This window comes from Pseudomonas sp. MWU12-2037, assembly GCF_023242345.1.
Taxonomy (GTDB): Bacteria; Pseudomonadota; Gammaproteobacteria; order Pseudomonadales; family Pseudomonadaceae; genus Aquipseudomonas; species Aquipseudomonas gingeri_D.
On the sequence record NZ_JALLIZ010000006.1, the window covers coordinates 424831 to 444095 of the forward strand.

Below are 19265 nucleotides of genomic sequence, written 5' to 3' on the forward strand. Positions count from 1 at the left end.
ATTCACTGAGTAAACGTATGGGATTCAACGACAAACTCTCTGATCGGTTGAAAATCTGGTAAGCAAACGTTTCGCATTCCCTCAAGCAAGCAGACGCCAGGCGCTAAATCATTGTGGCTCCCCCCCCCATGGAGCCAGCCAATGCTCATTCAGGTGCTATTCCGCCACGCGCTACAGGGCATCCTGCTAACCGTGCCGTTTTTTGCACTGACATTTGCCCTCTGCCCTGTAAACGCCTCGGAAACTGAGCGCCTGGCAGTCCTACTACGCCAATTTGATCTGATCGAGCGCTTGGCCGAGGACAGCGCCAACCTCTCCCGTGATGACACCTCCCGCTACCACTTCGACTACACCCGCTTCCAAGAGGACGTGCAGCGCATGCGCCAGGGCATCCGCGACCACCTGAGCCCACTGCGGGCGCAGCCACGTGATCCAGTGCCACTGTCCGGGGACTATCGCCAAGAAACGGAGGTGCCCCATGAGCCTGAGCGCTGAGCAAAGCACCGCCTTCCTGGCCCACGGCGGTTTCACGCCAGAAGCCAGTTCGTCCTTGCTGGTGAGCGCGGTATTCGCGGTGCTGCTGATCTGGGGTGTATGGGCGTTGCGCACGGCCTATGTCGGCTGGGCCGAGCACAAGCTGACCCAACGCCAGTTGCTCGGCGTGGCGGTGCGTTTTGCCGCGATGTATGTGGCGCTGACCTACTTCCTGCTGTCTTGAGCGAGTCCGCCATGAAGCACTCCGATCAAGCCCTGCCCACCACTTTCACCATGATGTTCGGGGCCTGGTTGTGCGCTCTGGTGGCATTGCTGCCGCTCGCACGGGCTCAGGGGGCGTTGCCATCGCTGGAAGATCCATCGCGGGGCACCGGCGACGGCATTCTGCAAACCCTGCAGAACTACGGCTACGACATCGTGATGTTGGTCGCGCTACTGGTGATCGCCTCGATGTTCGTGGGCGTCTGCTACCACGCCTACACCACCTATTCGGAGATCCACGCAGGACGCAAGACCTGGGGTCAGTTCGGACTGACCGTAGCGGTGGGCGCGTTGCTGCTGGTGGTCGGTATCTGGCTCCTGACCAAGGCCACCGGGATCTTGTAGGAGACCAAGCATGCACAGTGAATCGCGACAGGATCAGACCCTGACCTTCTTGCCCCATCGTCTGAATCGGCAACCGGTGGTAGTCCGTGGACTGACCGCCGATGAATTGTGGATCTGTACAGGGATCAGCGCGGCATTAGGCTTACTGGCTGGACTGCCATTGGCCTGGCTGACCAACAGTGTGGCAATGGCCCCAACGCTGATGCTGATCGCGGTAGCCAGCGGGGTGTTCTTCGGCGGTTCGCTGCTGCGTCGGCAAAAGCGTGGTAGGCCAGACGCCTGGCTATATCGGCAGCTGCAATGGACGCTGTGCCGTCGCTACCCATTTTTGGCACATCACCTGGGTGGTGATGGCTTGATTCTGCGCTCCGGTGCCTGGGGCATTCGTCGGAGCCGGCCATGAGCCGCTTCAAGAACGAGGTCACACACCTGATGGCTCATGTACGCACCTTACGGATGGGCGGCACGGGGCTGTTGCTGGTGTCGATATTGCTGGCGATCGGCTGGTGGAGCGCACCACGTGACCTGACAATCCATATCCCGCCAGACCTCCGCTCCGGCAGTGCACAAAAATGGTGGGAGGTACCACCCTCAACCGTGTACGCCTTCGCCTTCTACATTTTCCAACAGCTCAACCGCTGGCCAAACAACGGCGAGGATGACTACCCACGCAATATCCGGGTGCTGTCGGCGTACCTGACACCAGCCTGCCAGCTATTTCTGCAACAGGACGCCAACCGCCGGCGAGACAGCGGCGAACTGCGCCAACGGGTGCGCGGAGTCTACGAAATTCCCGGCCGCGGCTACGGCGACAACCCGATGGCACGGATCAAGGTAATGTCCGAAGACGACTGGATTGTCACCCTCGACCTGACAGCCGATGAGTATTACGGCGCCGAACAGGTCAAGCGCGCCCTGGTGCGTTACTCACTGAAAGTGGTCCGCCGGGACATCGACCCGGAACGCAATCCCTTCGGTCTGGCCCTGGACTGCTACAGCCAGACACCGCAACGCATTGGGCGTGTACCCGATGACGAACACGAGGAGCCTTCTTCATGAAACAACTCTTGTGGAGTGCCCTGCTCCTGCTGACAACCTCGCTGGCAAACGCCGTGGAGATACTGCGCTGGGAACGCCTGCCGCTGGCAGTGCCGTTGCGGGTCGGAGAGGAACGTGTGGTATTTATCGAGCGCAATGTCCGCGTCGGTATGCCCTCTTCGCTGCAAGGCAAACTACGTGTGCAAAACGCCGGAGGTGCGCTGTATCTATTGGCAAGCGAAACCATTGCCCCCAGCCGTTTGCAGTTGCAGGACGCCGACGATGGCACGCTGATCCTGCTGGACATTGTTGCGGAGCCAAGCGAAATCGGAATCCCACCGCTGGAAGCGGTGCGGATCGTCGAAGCCGAACGTCTATCTCCCCACCTCACCGACGACAGCCCAACCACTTCCCCCGCCCCACCAACCCCTTTGTCAGTGGCCCTAACCCGTTACGCCGCGCAAAGCCTGTATGCACCGCTGCGAACTGTCGAACCAGTACCCGGCCTGAGAGCGGTACCGTTGCGCAACGATCTCGTGCTGGACACGTTGATGCCCGAGTTGCCTCTGTCCTATCGGGCGTTAGCCTCCTGGCGACTGGAAGACCTGTGGGTCACCGCAGTACGCCTGCGCAATACCTCACCACATTGGCTGACCCTCGATCCACGACGCTTGCAGGGAGATTTTGTCAGCGCGACCTTTCAGCATCCTGACATAGGGCCAAAGGGCGAATCCACCGACACCACAGTGCTGTACCTGGTCACTCGCGATCATGGTCTGGCCGAGTCGCTGTTGCCTGTTATCAGCCCGGTGGATGCCGCGCTGAACCTGCCTCGGAGCAATGGCGATGAAGAGTAATGGCTTGCTCAAGTGGCTGATGTTGCCGCTGATCGCCTTGCTGCTCTACGTCGGGTTAAAGCTGGCCGGATCGTCTCGTGAGGACAATATCGACAGTACGGTTGAACCTCTCAGTCGTGAGGAGATGCGGGCTTTGGGCATCGAAGGCGATACTCCACGCGACACCGTCGCCACACTGGTGGGCCAGGTCAAACAGCTCCGCGGTGAACTGCAGAATGCAGTAAAGGGCAACCAACGGGAGAAAGCCGAGAACGACCGCTTGCGTCAGCGTGAGGGCACCATTGAGCAGCGCGTGCAAAGTGCTCTGCAGAACGAACGCGAACAGGCAAATGAATCCCAGCGGCAGACCCATCAACTGCTGCAGGACCTGCAACAACGCCTCGAATCACTGGGCAATACCGACCTCCCCCTCGGCCTGGGGCTGGAGGACGGGGATGGACAGGATCCGCTGCGGGATCGACTGATCTGGATTGAACCGCAGGATGGCCGCGACCTCGGTACCAAATCGCGCAAGCCACTGAGTTTTCCCAGCTCTTTCGGTCCGACGCAAAAGCCACTGGAAGACACCGTCAACCAGCTCGGTGCGACCAGCAAGGCTTTGCAAGGCAAGACAGCGCTACAACCGGTCTACACCGTCCCCGCCAATGCCACCCTGATGGGCTCAGTGGCAATGACTGCACTGATCGGACGGGTACCTATAGATGGCACAGTCAATGACCCGTACCCCTTCAAAGTGCTAATCGGCCCGGACAACCTCACCGCCAACGGCATCGACCTGCCTGAAGTCGCGGGCGCAGTGATCAGCGGAACCGCGTCGGGAGATTGGACGCTTTCTTGCGTACGCGGGCAAATCCGCTCGCTGACCTTTGTGTTCCGCGACGGCACGGTACGCACCGTGCCGTCGAAAGGCTCCAAGCAGGAAGCAGACGACGACACACAAAACAACGGCGACAACCGTCAGGGCCTCGGCTGGATCAGCGACCCCTACGGCATCCCCTGCGTGACCGGCGAACGACGCAGCAATGCCCAACAATACCTCGGCTCACAGGCACTGATCACCGCCGCCGGCGCCGGTGCGGCAGCGCTGATCCAAGGCAACAACAGCACGACCTACATGAGCCCTGGCAATCCGCTGGGCACGGTAGGCATTACCTCCAACGAAGCCCTGGGTCGGATTCTCGCTGGCGGCGTTCAGGAAATGGCCCAGTGGGTCAACAAACTCTACGGCCAGGCCTTTGCAGCCATATACGTGCAGCCCGGCGCCCGAGTCGCGGTGCATATCGAGCGAGCGATCAATGTCGATTACAACCCGAACGGGCGCCGGGTCGACCACAAGCGAGGAGATAGCGGCTATGTCGTTGAACTGGACTAGCGTGGGAATCTTGTCGGCCTTGTTGCTGGCAGGCGGTTGCGCGACCAACCCGGAAGAACTGCTGCCCCATGGCGATGCCACCATGCTGGATATCTGGAACCAGCAGACCACCGGCCGCGGCGACAACGGGCCGTCGATCCGCCGCCTGCTCGATGCCCGACAGATGCTGCGGCGACCACTGGAGCCCACCGATCAGTTGATGATGAACCAGAGCAGCTATACCCGCACCGCACAGACCGAGATCTACCGCCAGTTCCACCGTCTGCCCAACCCCGACTTGGTGATGTATGTCTTTCCACACTTGGCCGGCAGCGATCCGGTGCCGGTGCCCGGATATAGCACGGTGTTCCCTCTGTACCAGAGTGTTCAATACGCCCTGCCCGGCGAACGGGTCGAGGATTACTGATGAAGCGCATGCATCGCCGGCCAGGCGATGCCTGGCAACGCTACCGGGCACGGCTACGCGGACTTGGCATCCCCACGCCCGGTCGCGACTCAAACCGCAGACCAGCAACCCGGGCCGATGAACAGCGCCTCTATGCCGCCCCGCCCTCCTTCGTCGACCTGGTGCCCTGGGTCGAATACCTGCCCGACTCACAAAGTCTTCTGCTCGATGACGGCCAATCGGTCGCGGCCTTTTTTGAGTTGAGCACCATCGGTACCGAAGGCCGAGAAGGTGAATGGCTGCGGGAAGTGCGCGATGCCCTGGAGAATGCCTTACAGGACAGCTTCGATGAGCTGGATCAACAGCCCTGGGTGATCCAACTCTACGCTCAAGACGAAATCGACTGGGGGCCCTACTTGGAAGGGCTTCGCGATTATGTGCAGCCCAGAGCCCGAGGCAGTGCCTTCACCGAGTTCTATTTGCGCTCCATTGAGCACCACCTACACGCCGTCAGCAAACCCGGTGGTTTGTTCGAAGACCGCACCGTCAGTCACCTGCCCTGGCGTGGCCAACAGCGGCGCACCCGGCTTGTGGTTTACCGACGTGCCCAACATGCACCACTTCGCCATGAACGCTCTCCGGACGCGGCCCTCGCAACGGTCTGCGATCGCCTTTCGGGAGGCCTCGCCAATGCCGGCATCCAGGCCCGACGTATGGACGCGGCGGCGATGCATGGATGGTTGTTGCGTTGGTTCAATCCCGCCCCAGATTGGCTGGGCAGCGACCCAGCCGCGCAACAACGCTTCTATCAATTGGCCGGTCTGCCGCAAGCCCCGGAGGCTGCCGAGTTGGAACTGGCCAGCGGCACCGACTTCGCTCAGCGTCTGTTCTTCCGCCAGCCGCGCTCAGACACCGAGCACGGCGTGTGGTGGCTGGACGATCTGCCACATCGAGTCATCACCCTGGACCGTTTGCGCAGCCCGCCGGGTATCGGCCATCTGACCGGCGAAAGCAGCAAGGGGGGCGATGCGCTCAATGCTGTGTTCGACCAACTGCCGGAAAGTACGGTGTTGTGCCTCACCCTGGTTATCACTCCCCAGGATCGGCTGGAAGCGCAGCTCAATCACCTGAGCCACAAATCCGTGGGCGACACCCTGGATTCGCAGCAGACCCGCGAAGATGTCGAGCAGGCACGCAAGCTTATTGGCCGCTCGCACAAGCTCTATCAGGGGGCACTGGCGTTCTACCTGCGTGGCAGCAATCTACGGGAGCTCGACGCGCGAAGCCTGCAACTGACCAACGCTCTACTCAATGCCGGCCTGCAACCGGTGCGCGAAGAGGATGAAGTGGCGCCGCTCAACAGCTATCTGCGCTGGCTTCCGTGCGTGTTCGATCCAGATCTCGACAAACGCCAGTGGTACACCCAACTGATGTTCGCCCAACACTTGGCCAATCTGGCACCGGTGTGGGGCCGCAGTGAGGGAACCGGTCACCCTGGCATCACGCTGTTCAATCGTGGTGGCGGACTCATCACCTTCGATCCACTGAACCGACTGGATCGGCAGATGAACGCCCATCTGTTTCTGTTTGGCCCAACCGGTTCGGGCAAGTCCGCCACCTTGAACAATCTGCTCAACCAGATCACCGCGATCTACCGGCCGAGACTGTTTATCGTCGAGGCTGGCAACAGCTTCGGCCTGTTCGCCGACTTCGCCCAGCGTATGGGCCTGAGCGTGCACCGGGTCAAACTCGCCCCTGGCTCCGGGGTCAGTCTGGCCCCATTCGCAGAAGCTTGCCGTCTGGTGGAGGACCCCAGCCGGGTCAAGACCCTGGATGCCGATGCCCTGGACGATGAAAACGAGATCGGCCAAGAGGACGAGCGCGATGTCCTGGGCGAGTTGGAAATCACCGCTCGACTGATGATCACCGGCGGCGAGGATAAGGAAGAACAACGCCTGACCCGCGCCGATCGCAGCCTGATTCGCCAGAGCATCCTGGACGCGGCTCACCTCTGTGCAGCCCAACACCGCACGGTGCTGACCGAGGATATACGCAACGCGCTGCGCACCGCCAGCCAGGACCTGAACCTGCCCGAATCCCGCCGCATACGCTTGCAGGAAATGGCCGATGCCATGGACCTGTTCTGCCAAGGCAGTGACGGAGAGCTATTCAATCGCGACGGCACACCCTGGCCCGAGGCCGACGTGACCCTGGTGGACCTGGGCACCTACGCTCGCGAGGGGTACAACGCACAGCTGTCGATCGCTTATATCTCACTGATCAACACCGTTAACAACATCGCTGAACGCGACCAGATGCTAGGCCGACCGATCATCAACGTCACCGACGAGGGTCATATCATCACAAAGAATCCACTGCTGACACCCTATGTGGTTAAGATCACAAAAATGTGGCGCAAGCTCGGTGCCTGGTTCTGGCTGGCCACGCAAAACCTGGATGATCTACCCAAAGCCGCAGAGCCGATGCTCAACATGATCGAATGGTGGATCTGTCTGTCGATGCCACCGGATGAAGTAGAAAAGATCGCCCGCTTCCGCACCCTCACTCCGGCACAAAAAGCATTGATGCGTTCAGCACAAAAGGAAGCAGGTAAGTACTCCGAAGGAGTGGTTTTGTCCAAATCGATGGAGGTGTTGTTTCGTGCCGTGCCACCGAGTTTGTACTTGGCAATGGCCATGACCGAGCCCGAAGAGAAGCATCAGCGGCACCGCCTAATGCAGGAGCAGGGAGTTAGTGAGCTAGAGGCCGTCTTTCAAGTGGCCATGGAAATTGATCAGACGCGGGGGGCACCTTCGACAATATAGTGTAGTAGTCAACTAATCCCGGATACGACGTTAAGTTTTTTCTCGGCCTGAGCTGGCGCCAGCCCAGCGTTGAATTGATGTGGCCGAATCCAGTTATACCGATGCATCAGATAATGGCTGATATCTCGGTGCGCCTCTCGGGCCGTCATGTAGCCTACGGTCGGTATCCATTTCGTTTTCAAGCTGCGAAACACGCGCTCCATCGGCGCAATCCCAGCAGTCTCCACGACGACTCATGCTCTGGCGCATGCGATAACGCCAGAGCCGTTGGCGAAACTGCCGCCGGCCATAATTGCGACCCCTGGTCCGAGTGGAACAGCCGCCCCTGAGGTCTGCCGCACTGCTCGTAAGCCATATCCAGAGCCTTGATTACCAGATCTGCATCCGGTTTGTTCGACAGCACCCAGCCCACAATTGGCCGTTTTCTGCCCGTGGTGAAAGGCAGATAGCCACCCCGACGGAGCCCAGATAGGCTATAAAACGTTTCTAAATCATCGCCGCAGCACATCAACCACTGACGCTGATTGACACTCGGTATAGGCACATTCCTCGACAACTACCCTCTTCATGTTGAAAATGCTTCCTCTGCGTCAAACCGGAAATCAGTACCTACAAGGACCGTCATGCACCCGGCCTCAACCATCTCCTCGTCGTCAAGCACTGACACCGAAACCCCAGCCGTAAAACCAGCGAAACCGTGGCTAGCTTTCATTTTCGGTGCGGTGTTCACCGGCTGGGGCCTGCTCTACGCTGGCCGTCCTCGTGCCGCTATCTCCTTGGTTGCAGGACTATGGGCATGCTTGCTGATCGGCGGTCGAGTCGGCATATTCGGCAGCCTGAAAGGACTGTCCATAATCTTCGGATTGGTGGTATTCGCAAAATGCATCTCTTCCATCAGCGGAGCGTTGCTGGCACGCCGCAGAGTCTGGCGCCCCACTCTCCGAAATCATCTGTTCTACTTGGCAGGCATGGGTTGCACACTGTGGCTACTGTTGCATGCAGCTGCCTGGCCGTATCTCCTGGGTTTTACGGCCACCCGAATTACCGGTAATGGCATGGCGCCCACGTTGATGGAGGACGACACCGTGAGCTGTATAGCGCGTTCTCAATACGATCCGGGTGATGTGGTCGCGTATGAACAGCTCGCGGGCGACTACGTTAAACGCGTCGCCGCCAGGGGCGGCGATACAGTGGAACTGGTGTCAGGCAACTTAAGGCTCAACGACCACAACCTTGGTCTGTTCTACGCCAGCACGCAGGCCCAGCCATACTCCCAAACTTTCGAACGAACATCGTTAGGTGCGGATCAGTTGTTCATGCTTGGTGACAACCGTGATAACAGTCGCGACAGCCGGTTCGACGGCCCAGTCATGGCGGACCGGATAAAGTGTAAGGTCACCGAAATCTTCTACTCTCGACACCAAAATCGAATCGGAATGCGTGTGGACTGATGAAGCAGGCGCCCTAGCGCGTCGGGTAGATATTCAGTTCCAGCGGCTCGGCACGCGTGTCAAGCTGAAAGCCGCCAACGCGCACAGAAGTCGCGGCCGTCTTTCCATGCTCCCAAACACGCCGAAACTTCTCATCGAAAGGCTCTTTACTCTCGTCAGAGGGAACAACACCGACTACCGCCCTAGCTACGCAGAGCAGCAACCGGTGTTGGGCGTCAGGGGCCATCATTTGTGTCCACGCCAGCATCTGCACGCGTTCGGCATCGCCGGTCTTTCCGACATAAAGACGCATATCGATGGCACCGTCGTGCACGTACAACGATTGCTGCCAGAAGCCCGCAGCCTGCGTCATCGCACCCGACTGAATATCCTTGCACTGTGGGTCGGCCTTGAGCCGCCCCCCTACAACTTTGGCCAATACCGGGACCACCACACCCAACGACGCTGGTTTCGACAGTCCGCAGCTATAAACGTACTCAACCTTGTCGGGCCACGGCATACCCGCTTGGTGGAGTTGCCCAGTCACCTGAGCGAAAAATTTACTGTCATCAAGATCGCCGCACTCACGCGTGGCACGTACGGTACGGATGACGTTGCCATTGCCGTCGATGCTAACCCCGCGCTGTCACCGAACTGTTTCTTGACGGCTTTCAGCACGTCATCGTAGTCGCCTTGTTGCTCTCCGAACGCCTTGACCTGTTGGTAGCCGTGATACCACTTCATGGGCAATGACCAATTTAGATGCCCACCCAACACGGCAGCGATCAAAAGAACGGAGATGAACAGTAAACTTCGCGTCCTGCGAGGCATGGGAATGATCTCTAGTGGTTATTGGTATTGTATCGTAAGCGTACATCCGATAGAGCCACGCGGTTCGAAATAATAAAATCCCAAAAAGGCTATAGCTAGAGATATCTCCGTCGATAAGTTGAGAGTAGAGATAAATAAGCGAACTTTGGAAAGCTAGTAAACCATCTAAAATTTCCACAAGGGTATTGCCTCATGCTATCTGCGCGCTTCAAAAGATTTTCACGCGTCATGAAAACTGTTGTCTCAACCTTCCACTTCTTCGGCAGCCTTGCTGGGATCGCCGCCGCCTATGTCACCTTTCACCCACTCACTAACTTTAATCCAGGAGTGGTGGGGCGCTGGGAAAGTGATTACTCCTACCCCATACAGGGAGGCACGCTGAGATTTCAAGGTCGCAGCATTTTTTTTCACGAGGGTAAATACAATGTTGCCGGCGTGATCACGCTGGAAGGTACGACCAAAGGACAAGGCTATAAATACCACTACAACGTCGTTGGGGCCGGTAACTGGACTGCAGACAGCAAGCGGATGTCAATCACCTTGCAAAACATGCACTCGTTCGCCAGGTCAATCGAGGTAAAAGGTATCGAGCTCACGCCCGAGCTGGCAGAAAGAGTGTCCGGAATACCTACCCCAAAATTGACTGATTCTTACCCTGACGGCATGTCGGACGAGTACAACCTTCAGTCGGCATCCCCAAAGGCCTTGGTACTTCAAGGCATCGATCCGTTTGGTAAGCCGTTTACGATCCAGATGCACCGACAGTCATAGCACCCCGCCCCCTGCGCCCGGAGGGCATGCCCCTCCGACACCTGAAAAAAGCTGAATCGTAGAAGAGGACATCTACATCGGTCACATCTTGGATGTTAGCCATGCAATTCGCAATCTGAAAGACCGGATTGTCAAACCAAACAAATCGCACCGTCTCGCCCACGGTAGCGGGAGCCAGCCGCACTAGCGCAGCGTCTAGCGTTGGGCTTTCAAGAGATTGGTGGAGTGCTCGTCCAGGTCAATCGTCATCGAGATCGACCATCTGGCCGACTACGCATTGGGACCCGGGTTCTCTCAGGGTACCCTCTCTTCCTGCAGGGTTTTGCTGTACCTGGTCTACCGCGAAACCGTTAGACTGTGGCAAGGACTCCAACCATCGAGCACAGCCTGTATGTCTGCACGCACCTTGCCCTCACTCCTGTCGCTTCCTGAATTGATCAACGCGAAAAACACCGACACCGACGTACGGGGTACAGGGGTTGAGGCCGAAGCTGATCAGCTATTTATCAGCAATCGTTTCAGCGAAGCGGCAGAGGCTTACCGAGCCCTTGATCTCGACGACATCAATCGGCGGGAGAAGCTCGCGTATTGCCTTTTCTGTGCTGGTCAGAAAGATTTTTACACCGTCCTAGATGCCCGTATTGAACACGCAACGCCCTGGGGGTTGGCGCTGCATTCATGGGCTTTTAATGACCGCCGCTTCGCCTTTGACTTGCCTGTAGACGACTTAGCTGAGCGGTTAACGAGGCTCCTTCAATGTGCCGTGAAAATGGACTCTTGGCCCAAGCTACGTGAGTATCTGATTGCTGGCTGCTGGCATCATTCGCTTCAGCAACGGCATGACACGCCGGCTATGAGAACGCTCCAATCTACGGCATCTGCGGCGCTTGGCAAGACTGGTTCGAAGCTCCAAGAAACTCTTGAGCTGTGCACTCGGATCTTCAACTACTATCGAGACCGAACAGAACCTCAAGTTCGGGCTCTGGACGAGTTGGTTGCGTCCACCTCTACTAACGACACACCAGTGTTGTCTGCACTTTTTTCTGCGGCCATGATCGTTCAGAACACTCAACAGGCGAAATCAGCACTATCCGAATTGTGCCGTCGCTATAGTGACCACCAATACCTCGAACAAACAGTATCCGCAGTTGCAGTTGAGGCAGGCTGCCCAGAATTCCTGGATTGTCTGCCTGCAGAGCTTAAGGCAGCCAGTCTGAATCGTCCCGAAATTTGCTTGATTGTCGCTATGGTAAAGCAGGACCCGAGTGAGGTGCATGCGCTCGCTGAGACCATGCCTGCGAGCGGGCCCGCTGATAGCGTGATCCACCTTCCACGCATAGCAGAGCCCTTCTTCGACTTCCTGCTATCTGGACGGACATCCCAAGTCGGTGGTTGGGGAGGTTCTGTACCTTGGGAAGCAATTTTGGGTGAGCGACTGGTAAAGACTTTACCCGCCGGCGCCCTGCGCAACTCATTCCTCCGAACCTGCAGGGAGTTCTTAAGCGATGAGGAGTTTCTCGTACATACCAAAGACCTATGCGATTTGTTCGAATCATCTCTTTCAGATGAGGATTTTTATTCGATTCTTAGGCCCGAATGTCTTCAGCTTGTGAACGCTCACTCAGTCGCGAAGTACCTTATAAGAAAGGCATCTGAAGAAAGTGAGTACTCCCCCTTTGAGTGCGATGAGGAGGAAATCCCTTGGGATCGATTTGTCCCCGCAATCAAGGAAGAGCTCGCGTCTCTCCAAACGAAGGTTGGGGCAGCCGTTGAATCTGTTCTAGATGGCTGGGGTGTCCCGCTACGACCAACTCTGGAACGGCGACTGGCCGGTGAGGGGTTGCCTGTGTTTATCAGCACCCCACTAGCCAGCATTGAGGACGCGATTTCAGAGCTGAATGGCAGTGACTTGGCGTATCTGCAATTGGCACTGCTGAAGCTTTCGACGAGGGTTGCTGAACGGATCTCGCCGGCGGCCACGCATGAAGTTGCTATCCACACCTACAACGACTTCATACGTCCCAGCTCTCTGACTGAGTATGGTGAGGGGCGTGTTCGAGCGTTGGCCAATCGATATGGTGCCGCACGCTTCCTTCAAGGCCTAGACGCTTTGATGAGGAGCCCTGAGTTCAATCCCAAGACTGACCGCGAGCTATCGGCACTGTCAAAGATACTGGTGACGCTACAGGGCTCTCTTCAGGTAAGGCGAGCCTATCTCGCTGGCGTGCTACGCAAGCGACTTAAAAATCTGAAATCCCATTGGCTCGATCAGCAGGTTTCAGAAGCTATGACCCGCGGTGTGGACATAGAGCAAATGATCGACCTGGCCAAGGGCGTCAGCTCCTGGGACGACTGGACTGATGGACTCTCCCGCCTAGCGCCGTACTGATCGGGAGATTGCAATCTAGTGGTAATACGCCCAGGACAAGTGAGGAGGACGTTGCTGCCTAAACTGGAGAACAACAGTAGCGTCTCTCGAGTGCTCGGTTTTCTGTCAAGCTGACGGATCATCAAATCGTATTGGGTTGCGTCCTTTGCCTGACGAGCTGGTTGAATCTGTTGGTTCTCAACGCGCAGCGCATCTCTTGCAGCAATCGATTGTCAACGCCGGCCCAAAACTGACCCCTTGGAGTACCGGCAGTATCGGGGAATTACAGCATAATCAGTCCAAGAAAACGTCCGCACCTCCGCTTTCGCACTTTCTTTTCGCGTGCACAGCGCGATGACCGCTGCCTGCTTCACCGCTGGCGGCCGGGCCAACCCGTCTGATCGACCGACGACACGCGTGTGCAACTCGGGGGGGATTTCGTAAATCCAGGCACGCAACGAATCCCGCGCGGGGTAGCCCAACGCCTTGATAGTAGCGGCGATGCTGCGACCGTATTCGAGATAGTGCCCGACAGCCTTTTCCCTTTGGGCCAGTGAGTACTTCGACTTCGAGTTCTCATAGCCACGCGGCAGGTCGAGGCATCGCTCATGCTCTGCATGCCAGCTCTTCAAAGAGTTCTTCGTCGGGTAACCCTGCGACGTAATGCGGACTCGACCACCCCGAGCAAGCGGCTGGCTTCGATATGGCTATAGCCTTGATCGAGCACGAGGCCTGCGGCCTCGCGTTTGAACTCAGCGGAAAAGGAACGACGTTGCTTGGTCATCAGACACCTCTATCTGGCGAGCATTCTCGCCTAAATGGGTGTCCGGTTTCATTAGACCACTACAGTGTCGGCTCCAATACAAAAAGATAATTGGGCACTGGCTTGGTTCTGTATCAGGTATCGGGATTACTCTGGGATGGGGGTAGGCTACTTGGATATACGGGTGGTGAGCTACCTCCGGTTGATGCAAGGCTGGCACCGCGATTCCTGTTGTACCGGTACTGAAGCGCAAGATCGTAAGCGGTGTTGAAATGCGGCCCTAGGGTACCGCCCATCGACTGGTGCTGACTGGCCACAGTGCAATGGTCGACATCAGTTAGCAAGCTTTCGAAAATGAGCCAAGAATGCAGATGAGGAGTTGTCTGGGTAAGCGTGTTGCCCACATCTACGGATAGCTTGCGCGCTTTCTGATCATCGGTAATGAAGGCTTGCTTGATGCTCATTGCGAAAGCGATTGATGACAGCTCACCCTTGCCAAGCCGCTTTCGGCTTTCCAAACGTGCAATTACCTGGAGATCATTGATAGTGCAGGAATGAGCCTGAAATCTGCCTCGCTGCTGTTCATGCTTGAGCCGCTCCCTGAGCGCCAGATCAGCCTCAGTGGGATTCGTGCGAGGTTTGACCAAGCACTCGTAATGCACAAATGCAGTCATACAGAACTCGCAATTCGCTTCTCGCGCTGCCGCATACAAGCGGGTAGATGACAATACATTCCATACCGAACAGGTATCTGCCACATTAATGCGGTGAAAGCTGGAAGGATCAATGGCCATGGAGGGTTCGTCCGTAAAGTTTTGCTATCCCCACAAGCTCTGCGTAGCTACAAAGCAGAGCTTCCGATAGTCGACCTAGGCTAATCAGATCTTGGCTGTACGCGTCCAGGCATAGGCCGACGTAGTGATCGGACAAGCCTCGCGTAAGCAGGCTGCCCTTTCTAGCACGCTGCTCAGGAGTGAGTCGTTCAGGGAGCTCGGGATCGACCTTGGCCTCCCTCGGAACGCGATACTGGCGAATCCGTCGACTCGTGTCGTTATCAACTAACCTTGCTTCCTTGACGGCTATCCCCAAGGCATCACAGCTCACTCGGAACTTATTGGCCCAGAGCTGAGTATCACTTTCCGACCAGCTAGAAGGATCTGGCAGCTGGCGGATGACCTCCTCAGGCATGAGATAGCAGGATGCGAAGCGGTTCGCACGCACCTCGCGCATGTCAGCCCCGTCTCCTTGTAGGGTCACACTCGCACCTTCATGACTGTCAAAAATGGAGTGAGCCATCTCGTGGGCAGCACTAAACCGTTGTCGATAGACGTCTTCGGTGTAGTTGACCAGGATGCACTTCCCTGCCGTGGGATGCTGGATGAAAACTCCCGAGATTTTGGAGTTGGAAAGCTTTCTTCGGAACACGTGAACGCCTACCGATCGAAACTCGGCATAAACGTCCAGCGGCACTTGTCTTTCACCATGCCCCATTACTTTACGCAGCACCTTGGCCGCATCTTGCGCATGCCCTTTGAAGTAGGTTCCAGTAGGGACGAAGGAGAATTCCTGGGACGTGCCATGCAGTTCTTGGATCAGAAACTGTTCTGTGTCACATAGATACAAAAACTCCTGGATGGCCGCGCGATCTGCTTTCGAAAACTCTTTGCCGTGCGTTCTGTACAGGCTCTCCGTCTGCTCGAATGGGGCAATCTGCTCATTGGAAATGAAAAACTTGAAGTCGCAGCGGTAGAAGTCGGCGAGGATAAGAATTTCGTCTCCCGTTGGCTCCACAGCGCCCCGTTCGATTTGAGTCAGGCGATCCACTGAGATAGCCGTGTCCTTGGCCACGTCCTCTTCTGTGGCCTCTAACTGGTTACGGTAGCGCTGCAATTTTTCGCCAAGCGATTGAAGGTTCATGCTGCACTTAATGTCCTGGATGGCACTGACGTGTGAAAACATCTTAGCTCAGGTTATCTGTAACCGTCCGAATTACACCGCCTTGCCTCTCAGACCCTGATCTCCTTTAACCATTCATTCGCTTGCTCACAGTCAAAAGCCGTCGGGTCGAAGGTCGACCCATACCATCCCATCATCGCTTCATGTTCCGGGTGACCAGGGTCTGCCATCGCTTCAAGAAACTCGGCATAGCCCGGTTCGCCGCCCACGTCTTCTGGAGGGCAGGCATTGGCGCCGTCGACGCAATACGGCACCTGCGGACAGGCAATAGCAGGCAGCACTTTTTCGACCTTGATCCGGTGATCCCAGCTGTCGCCAAAGTCATACACATAGCGAAATGTCTTCTTCCCGCACAAGGCTTTGACCAGGGTCTTGCGGGCTTCCGGCTTGACCGGTGGGCCCCATCCGTCGGGATCGGGGATGCCGTAGTTTTCACCGGCAATTTCAAACTCATGAAGATGCCCACCCTCCCAGCCCATGGCGAGCTGGATCACGGAGTGCAATCTACCCAGGGTGATATTTTCCGGTACCGCCACGCGACGCCAAATCGTCGGTTCTATGTATTTCAACTCGATGTGCAGCAACAACAGATCTGCTTCAGGTTTTGGCAAACGAACAAGGTTGACCATGGATTAAGCCGCTTCGCAGTGTTCAATGGGGGTGAGAGAAACGTTCCAGGGCAGCAGTTCGTCGACCCGATTGATCGGATGCTCGGCAATGCGCTCCAGGACGTAGGTCAAATAGGCTTGTGGGTTCAGAGCATTGAGCTTGGCCGAACCCACCAGGCTGTAGATCGCCGCCGCTCGCTCTCCGCCGCTATTGGAGCCAGCAAACAGGTAATTTTTTCGACCCAACGCGACAGCGCGCAGCGCGCGCTCGGCGGCGTTGTTGTCGATTTCGATCCGGCCATCATCGCAGTAGCGCATCAAGGCCTGCCAACGGTTGAGGGCATAGAGGATCGCACCGCCCAATGTCGACTTTTTCGACACTTGAGCCAGCGTCTGGTTGAGCCAAGCGTGTAATTCTTCCAGCAACGGACTGGCCCGGCTTTGTCGAACGGTTTTTCGCTGATTGGGTGGTTGCCCACGGATCTCGCTTTCAATGGCATAGAGCGCTGCGATCCGTTGCAGTGCCAGGGCGGCTAGCGGCGAGGCCTGGTCTTTGTAGACATCGTAGAATTTGCGTCGGGCGTGAGCCCAGCAGGCGGCTTCCAGAATCGTACCCGAGTCATACAACTGGGAAAATCCGGCATACCCATCGGCTTGCAGAACACCGCTGAAGTCTTTGAGGTGAGCACGAGGATGCTGTCCCTTTCGGTCAGGCGAGTAAGCGAACCAGACCGCAGGCGGCGTCGAGTCGCCCGCCGGTCTGTCATCGCGTACGTAGGTCCACAGGCGAGCCGTTTTGGTCTTGCCGTTGCCCGGCGCCAGTACACCAATCGGCGTGTCATCGGCGTGGACTTTATGACCGCTCATGACGTGACGCTCAAGGGCGTTGATCAGTGGGCGCAGCAACTGACTGCTCTGGCCGACCCAGTCGGCCAGGGTTGAGCGCTCCAGATCCACGCCCTCACGGGCGTAGATCTCGGACTGCCGATACAACGGCAAATGATCGACAAACTTCGAGACCAGCACATGGGCCAACAACCCAGGGCCAGCAAGGCCTCGGGCTATCGGGCGACTCGGCGCCGGCACTTGGGCGATGTGCTCGCAGCAGCGGCAAACCCACTTCGGGCGCACATGGCGGATCACTTTGAAGCGCGCCGGGATGTATTCCAGTACTTCAGAGACATCCTCACCCAACTGGCGAAGCTGTCCGCCACAGCCAGAGCATTGCGACTCGGGCTGATGGACGTGAACTTCACGTGGCAGGTGTTCCGGTAATGGTTTGCGCCGAGAGACGGTACGAGGGGGTGGTTCGGTGGGTGGCGTCAGTTCAGTTTGACTGACTTCCAACTCCTCGAGACTCAGCTGGAGTTGATCGATCATCGCGTCCAGTTGCTCGGAACTGCGACCGAACTGCGTGCGTCGTAGCTTAGCGATCATCATCTTCAATCGCTCAATCTCTGCCCGCTGGGCAGAGACCAGGGCCTTCAAGGTTTGAAGATCGTTCGGCAGGGAGTCGGTCGCGAGAGTCATGACCGGATGCTATCGGTTTTTTTCAACGGGGTCAGTCAGACCGCATGGATAGGTGCTGTACGAATGGGCCTGCGCCAATCAATGCCTTCCAACAACATCGACAACTGCGCGGTCGTCAGCGACACGCTGCCGGTGGTTGCTTGTGGCCAGATGAAGCGCCCTTGTTCCAAGCGCTTGCAAAACAGGCACAAACCGTCGCCATCCCACCACAGTAATTTTATTCGGTCACCGCGCCGTCCGCGAAAAACAAAAATCTGGCCAGAGAACGGATCGGCTTCAAGCTGCGTCTGTACCAATGCCGCCAAACCGTCGAAGCCACGGCGCATGTCGGTGGCCCCTGCGGCGATCCAGATGCGGGTTCCAGCGGGAGGAGCAATCATCGCAGTAACTGCTGCAAGATGAGTTGCAGGGTCTGCGGGTCTGGCATGCCCGTGATGTGCAGTTTGGCTTTTCCCACTTCAACAACGATCTCGGGAAGACAGGCTGAAGGTGGCTGGGCGACCGGTAGATCCGTGGGCATCTCGATCACTTGGACAGGCAAAAGCGCTGCCTGGCTGGCCGGACCGAATACCCCTTCTTGATATTGCTGGCGCCAGCGAAACACCAGGTTGGCATTGATGTCATGTTCGCGAGCGATCAACGACACGGAGGTGCCAGGCTGGAACGTGACCTCGACAACCTTGCGTTTGAACGCTAACGGGAAGTTCGGGCGGCGCCCGGGTCGACGGGCTGGGGCAACTGTATCCAAGATAGTGTCCACTAAAAAATGGTGTCCATTATCTTGGCCAATTTAGAGGGCCGTCAGGAGAGGGTGCTGGCCGGACGGTTACGAAAGGTGCGCGTTATCCTGCTGGAATTGAACCGACGTTCGTGAAGCTCCCTACTCTCACTGACAGCATCAGCTCATGCTTGGTGAGTTGAGTAGAGAACTGATAACATACGAGCCACCCTGGATATTCATACAGCGGGTAGCAGAAGCAGCTAGCATGGTCCGACTCTCAAAACATAGCTGCTAACTGGTTCATTCAACACCTGCGCGCGAGGCAAACAAATGCCTTTACCTGAAGAGTACATGTCACTTGAGTCTGCCATAGCATCGCTCAGGCGCGAAGCTCCTGAAGTGCTGAAGGCCATTGCGAAAGCCGTAAACGCACTCGACCCACGCGCTCAGGTCAACCGTCACATCATTGATGCTTGGGAATACGGGAAGCGCATTCCGAACTTCGCAATGACGTATGGACAGTTGGGTGCGTACTTCAACCTTGCTGTCAACAAATACGCATCAGTCCTGATCGAGACCGAGGTGGGCGTAATTCAATCCCAGCATGTGAAGCTAAGCCGGAAATGGCTACTCGATCAACGAGAACAAGTAGCCCACCTACCCGAGGAAGCAAAAGCAATAGCGCTTAGATCCGTTGGCTCACCTGGGG

General features: G+C 57.2%; 19 protein-coding genes and 5 pseudogenes. 13 read left to right on the forward strand and 11 right to left on the reverse strand.

The window, feature by feature from the left end; translation table 11 throughout:
• Nucleotides 1-141: 141 nt before the first annotated feature.
• Genes M5B42_RS14300 through M5B42_RS14340 form a run of 9 tightly spaced genes read left to right on the forward strand, consistent with a single transcriptional unit; the run spans nt 142 to nt 7578 of the window.
• Nucleotides 142-495 carry an RAQPRD family integrative conjugative element protein gene (locus tag M5B42_RS14300; RefSeq protein ID WP_248746222.1) on the forward strand — a complete coding sequence of 118 codons (354 nt, stop codon included), beginning with the start codon at nt 142-144 and terminating at the stop codon, nt 493-495.
• Nucleotides 479-718, forward strand: a complete 240-nt coding sequence (locus tag M5B42_RS14305; RefSeq protein WP_248746223.1) for a TIGR03758 family integrating conjugative element protein — start codon at nt 479-481, stop codon at nt 716-718. Before M5B42_RS14300 ends, M5B42_RS14305 begins: the two co-directional genes overlap by 17 nt.
• A gap of 50 nt (nt 719-768) precedes the next feature.
• On the forward strand, nt 769-1101 hold the full coding sequence (locus M5B42_RS14310) for a TIGR03745 family integrating conjugative element membrane protein (RefSeq protein ID WP_121141380.1): 333 nt from the start codon (nt 769-771) through the stop codon (nt 1099-1101).
• A 10-nt stretch (nt 1102-1111) separates the two neighbouring features.
• The gene (locus tag M5B42_RS14315; RefSeq protein ID WP_248746224.1) at nt 1112-1504 is read left to right on the forward strand and encodes a TIGR03750 family conjugal transfer protein; all 393 of its coding nucleotides are present in this window, start codon (nt 1112-1114) and stop codon (nt 1502-1504) included.
• Complete coding sequence (locus M5B42_RS14320; protein WP_248746225.1) at nt 1501-2160, forward strand: PFL_4703 family integrating conjugative element protein; 660 nt, start codon at nt 1501-1503, stop codon at nt 2158-2160. The genes M5B42_RS14315 and M5B42_RS14320 overlap by 4 nt, the downstream gene beginning before the upstream one ends.
• Nucleotides 2157-2996 (forward strand): TIGR03749 family integrating conjugative element protein, encoded by an 840-nt coding sequence (locus tag M5B42_RS14325; protein ID WP_248746226.1) that lies wholly within the window; start codon nt 2157-2159, stop codon nt 2994-2996. The genes M5B42_RS14320 and M5B42_RS14325 overlap by 4 nt, the downstream gene beginning before the upstream one ends.
• Nucleotides 2986-4368, forward strand: a complete 1383-nt coding sequence (locus M5B42_RS14330; RefSeq protein WP_248746227.1) for a TIGR03752 family integrating conjugative element protein — start codon at nt 2986-2988, stop codon at nt 4366-4368. The genes M5B42_RS14325 and M5B42_RS14330 overlap by 11 nt, the downstream gene beginning before the upstream one ends.
• Nucleotides 4349-4774 carry a TIGR03751 family conjugal transfer lipoprotein gene (locus M5B42_RS14335; RefSeq protein WP_248746228.1) on the forward strand — a complete coding sequence of 142 codons (426 nt, stop codon included), beginning with the start codon at nt 4349-4351 and terminating at the stop codon, nt 4772-4774. Before M5B42_RS14330 ends, M5B42_RS14335 begins: the two co-directional genes overlap by 20 nt.
• 8 nt (nt 4775-4782) lie before the next feature.
• On the forward strand, nt 4783-7578 hold the full coding sequence (locus M5B42_RS14340; RefSeq protein ID WP_248746246.1) for a conjugative transfer ATPase: 2796 nt from the start codon (nt 4783-4785) through the stop codon (nt 7576-7578).
• 8 nt (nt 7579-7586) lie between these two features.
• On the opposite strand, the pseudogene M5B42_RS14345 reads toward M5B42_RS14340, so the two are convergent.
• Nucleotides 7587-7999: pseudogene (locus M5B42_RS14345) on the reverse strand (DDE-type integrase/transposase/recombinase); the annotation flags it as partial.
• 202 nt (nt 8000-8201) lie between these two features.
• On the opposite strand from M5B42_RS14345, the gene lepB reads away from it, so the two are divergent.
• Nucleotides 8202-9029: a signal peptidase I gene (lepB, locus tag M5B42_RS14350; protein WP_248746229.1), complete on the forward strand. Its 828-nt coding sequence runs from the start codon at nt 8202-8204 to the stop codon at nt 9027-9029.
• A gap of 13 nt (nt 9030-9042) precedes the next feature.
• On the opposite strand, the gene M5B42_RS14355 is transcribed toward lepB, so the two are convergent.
• Both M5B42_RS14355 and M5B42_RS14360 read right to left on the reverse strand, forming a co-directional pair.
• Nucleotides 9043-9528: a hypothetical protein gene (locus M5B42_RS14355; RefSeq protein WP_248746230.1), complete on the reverse strand. Its 486-nt coding sequence runs from the start codon at nt 9526-9528 to the stop codon at nt 9043-9045.
• Nucleotides 9529-9551: 23 nt separating this feature from the next.
• Nucleotides 9552-9752 carry a hypothetical protein gene (locus M5B42_RS14360; protein WP_248746231.1) on the reverse strand — a complete coding sequence of 67 codons (201 nt, stop codon included), beginning with the start codon at nt 9750-9752 and terminating at the stop codon, nt 9552-9554.
• Nucleotides 9753-10067: 315 nt separating this feature from the next.
• Here M5B42_RS14360 and M5B42_RS14365 point away from each other — a divergent pair, with 315 nt between their 5' ends.
• Complete coding sequence (locus M5B42_RS14365) at nt 10068-10610, forward strand: hypothetical protein (RefSeq protein ID WP_248746232.1); 543 nt, start codon at nt 10068-10070, stop codon at nt 10608-10610.
• Nucleotides 10611-11001: 391 nt separating this feature from the next.
• On the forward strand, nt 11002-12999 hold the full coding sequence (locus tag M5B42_RS14370) for a hypothetical protein (protein WP_248746233.1): 1998 nt from the start codon (nt 11002-11004) through the stop codon (nt 12997-12999).
• 305 nt (nt 13000-13304) lie between these two features.
• Here M5B42_RS14370 and M5B42_RS14375 read toward each other — a convergent pair.
• The 8 genes and pseudogenes from M5B42_RS14375 to M5B42_RS32120 all read right to left on the reverse strand — a co-directional run.
• Nucleotides 13305-13631, reverse strand: a pseudogene (locus tag M5B42_RS14375) (IS3 family transposase); the annotation flags it as partial.
• Nucleotides 13622-13762, reverse strand: a pseudogene (locus tag M5B42_RS14380) (transposase); the annotation flags it as partial. The pseudogenes M5B42_RS14375 and M5B42_RS14380, both read right to left, overlap by 10 nt.
• Nucleotides 13763-13875: 113 nt before the next feature.
• Nucleotides 13876-14535: a hypothetical protein gene (locus M5B42_RS14385; RefSeq protein ID WP_248746234.1), complete on the reverse strand. Its 660-nt coding sequence runs from the start codon at nt 14533-14535 to the stop codon at nt 13876-13878.
• Entirely contained in the window at nt 14525-15658 is a 1134-nt protein-coding gene (locus M5B42_RS14390) for an XRE family transcriptional regulator (protein WP_248746235.1), read from the reverse strand. Before M5B42_RS14390 ends, M5B42_RS14385 begins: the two co-directional genes overlap by 11 nt.
• An 89-nt stretch (nt 15659-15747) precedes the next feature.
• Nucleotides 15748-16326, reverse strand: coding sequence for a plasmid pRiA4b ORF-3 family protein (locus M5B42_RS14395; RefSeq protein ID WP_248746236.1), 579 nt, complete (start codon nt 16324-16326; stop codon nt 15748-15750).
• Nucleotides 16327-16329: 3 nt separating this feature from the next.
• Nucleotides 16330-17835, reverse strand: a complete 1506-nt coding sequence (locus tag M5B42_RS14400; protein ID WP_248746237.1) for an IS66 family transposase — start codon at nt 17833-17835, stop codon at nt 16330-16332.
• 35 nt (nt 17836-17870) lie between these two features.
• Nucleotides 17871-18215 (reverse strand): IS66 family insertion sequence element accessory protein TnpB, encoded by a 345-nt coding sequence (tnpB, locus tag M5B42_RS14405; protein WP_248746238.1) that lies wholly within the window; start codon nt 18213-18215, stop codon nt 17871-17873.
• 191 nt (nt 18216-18406) lie between these two features.
• Nucleotides 18407-18595 (reverse strand): annotated as a pseudogene (locus tag M5B42_RS32120) (transposase); the annotation flags it as partial.
• A 291-nt stretch (nt 18596-18886) separates the two neighbouring features.
• Between M5B42_RS32120 and M5B42_RS14415 the strand changes: the two are divergent.
• Nucleotides 18887-19265, forward strand: a pseudogene (locus M5B42_RS14415) (hypothetical protein); the annotation flags it as partial.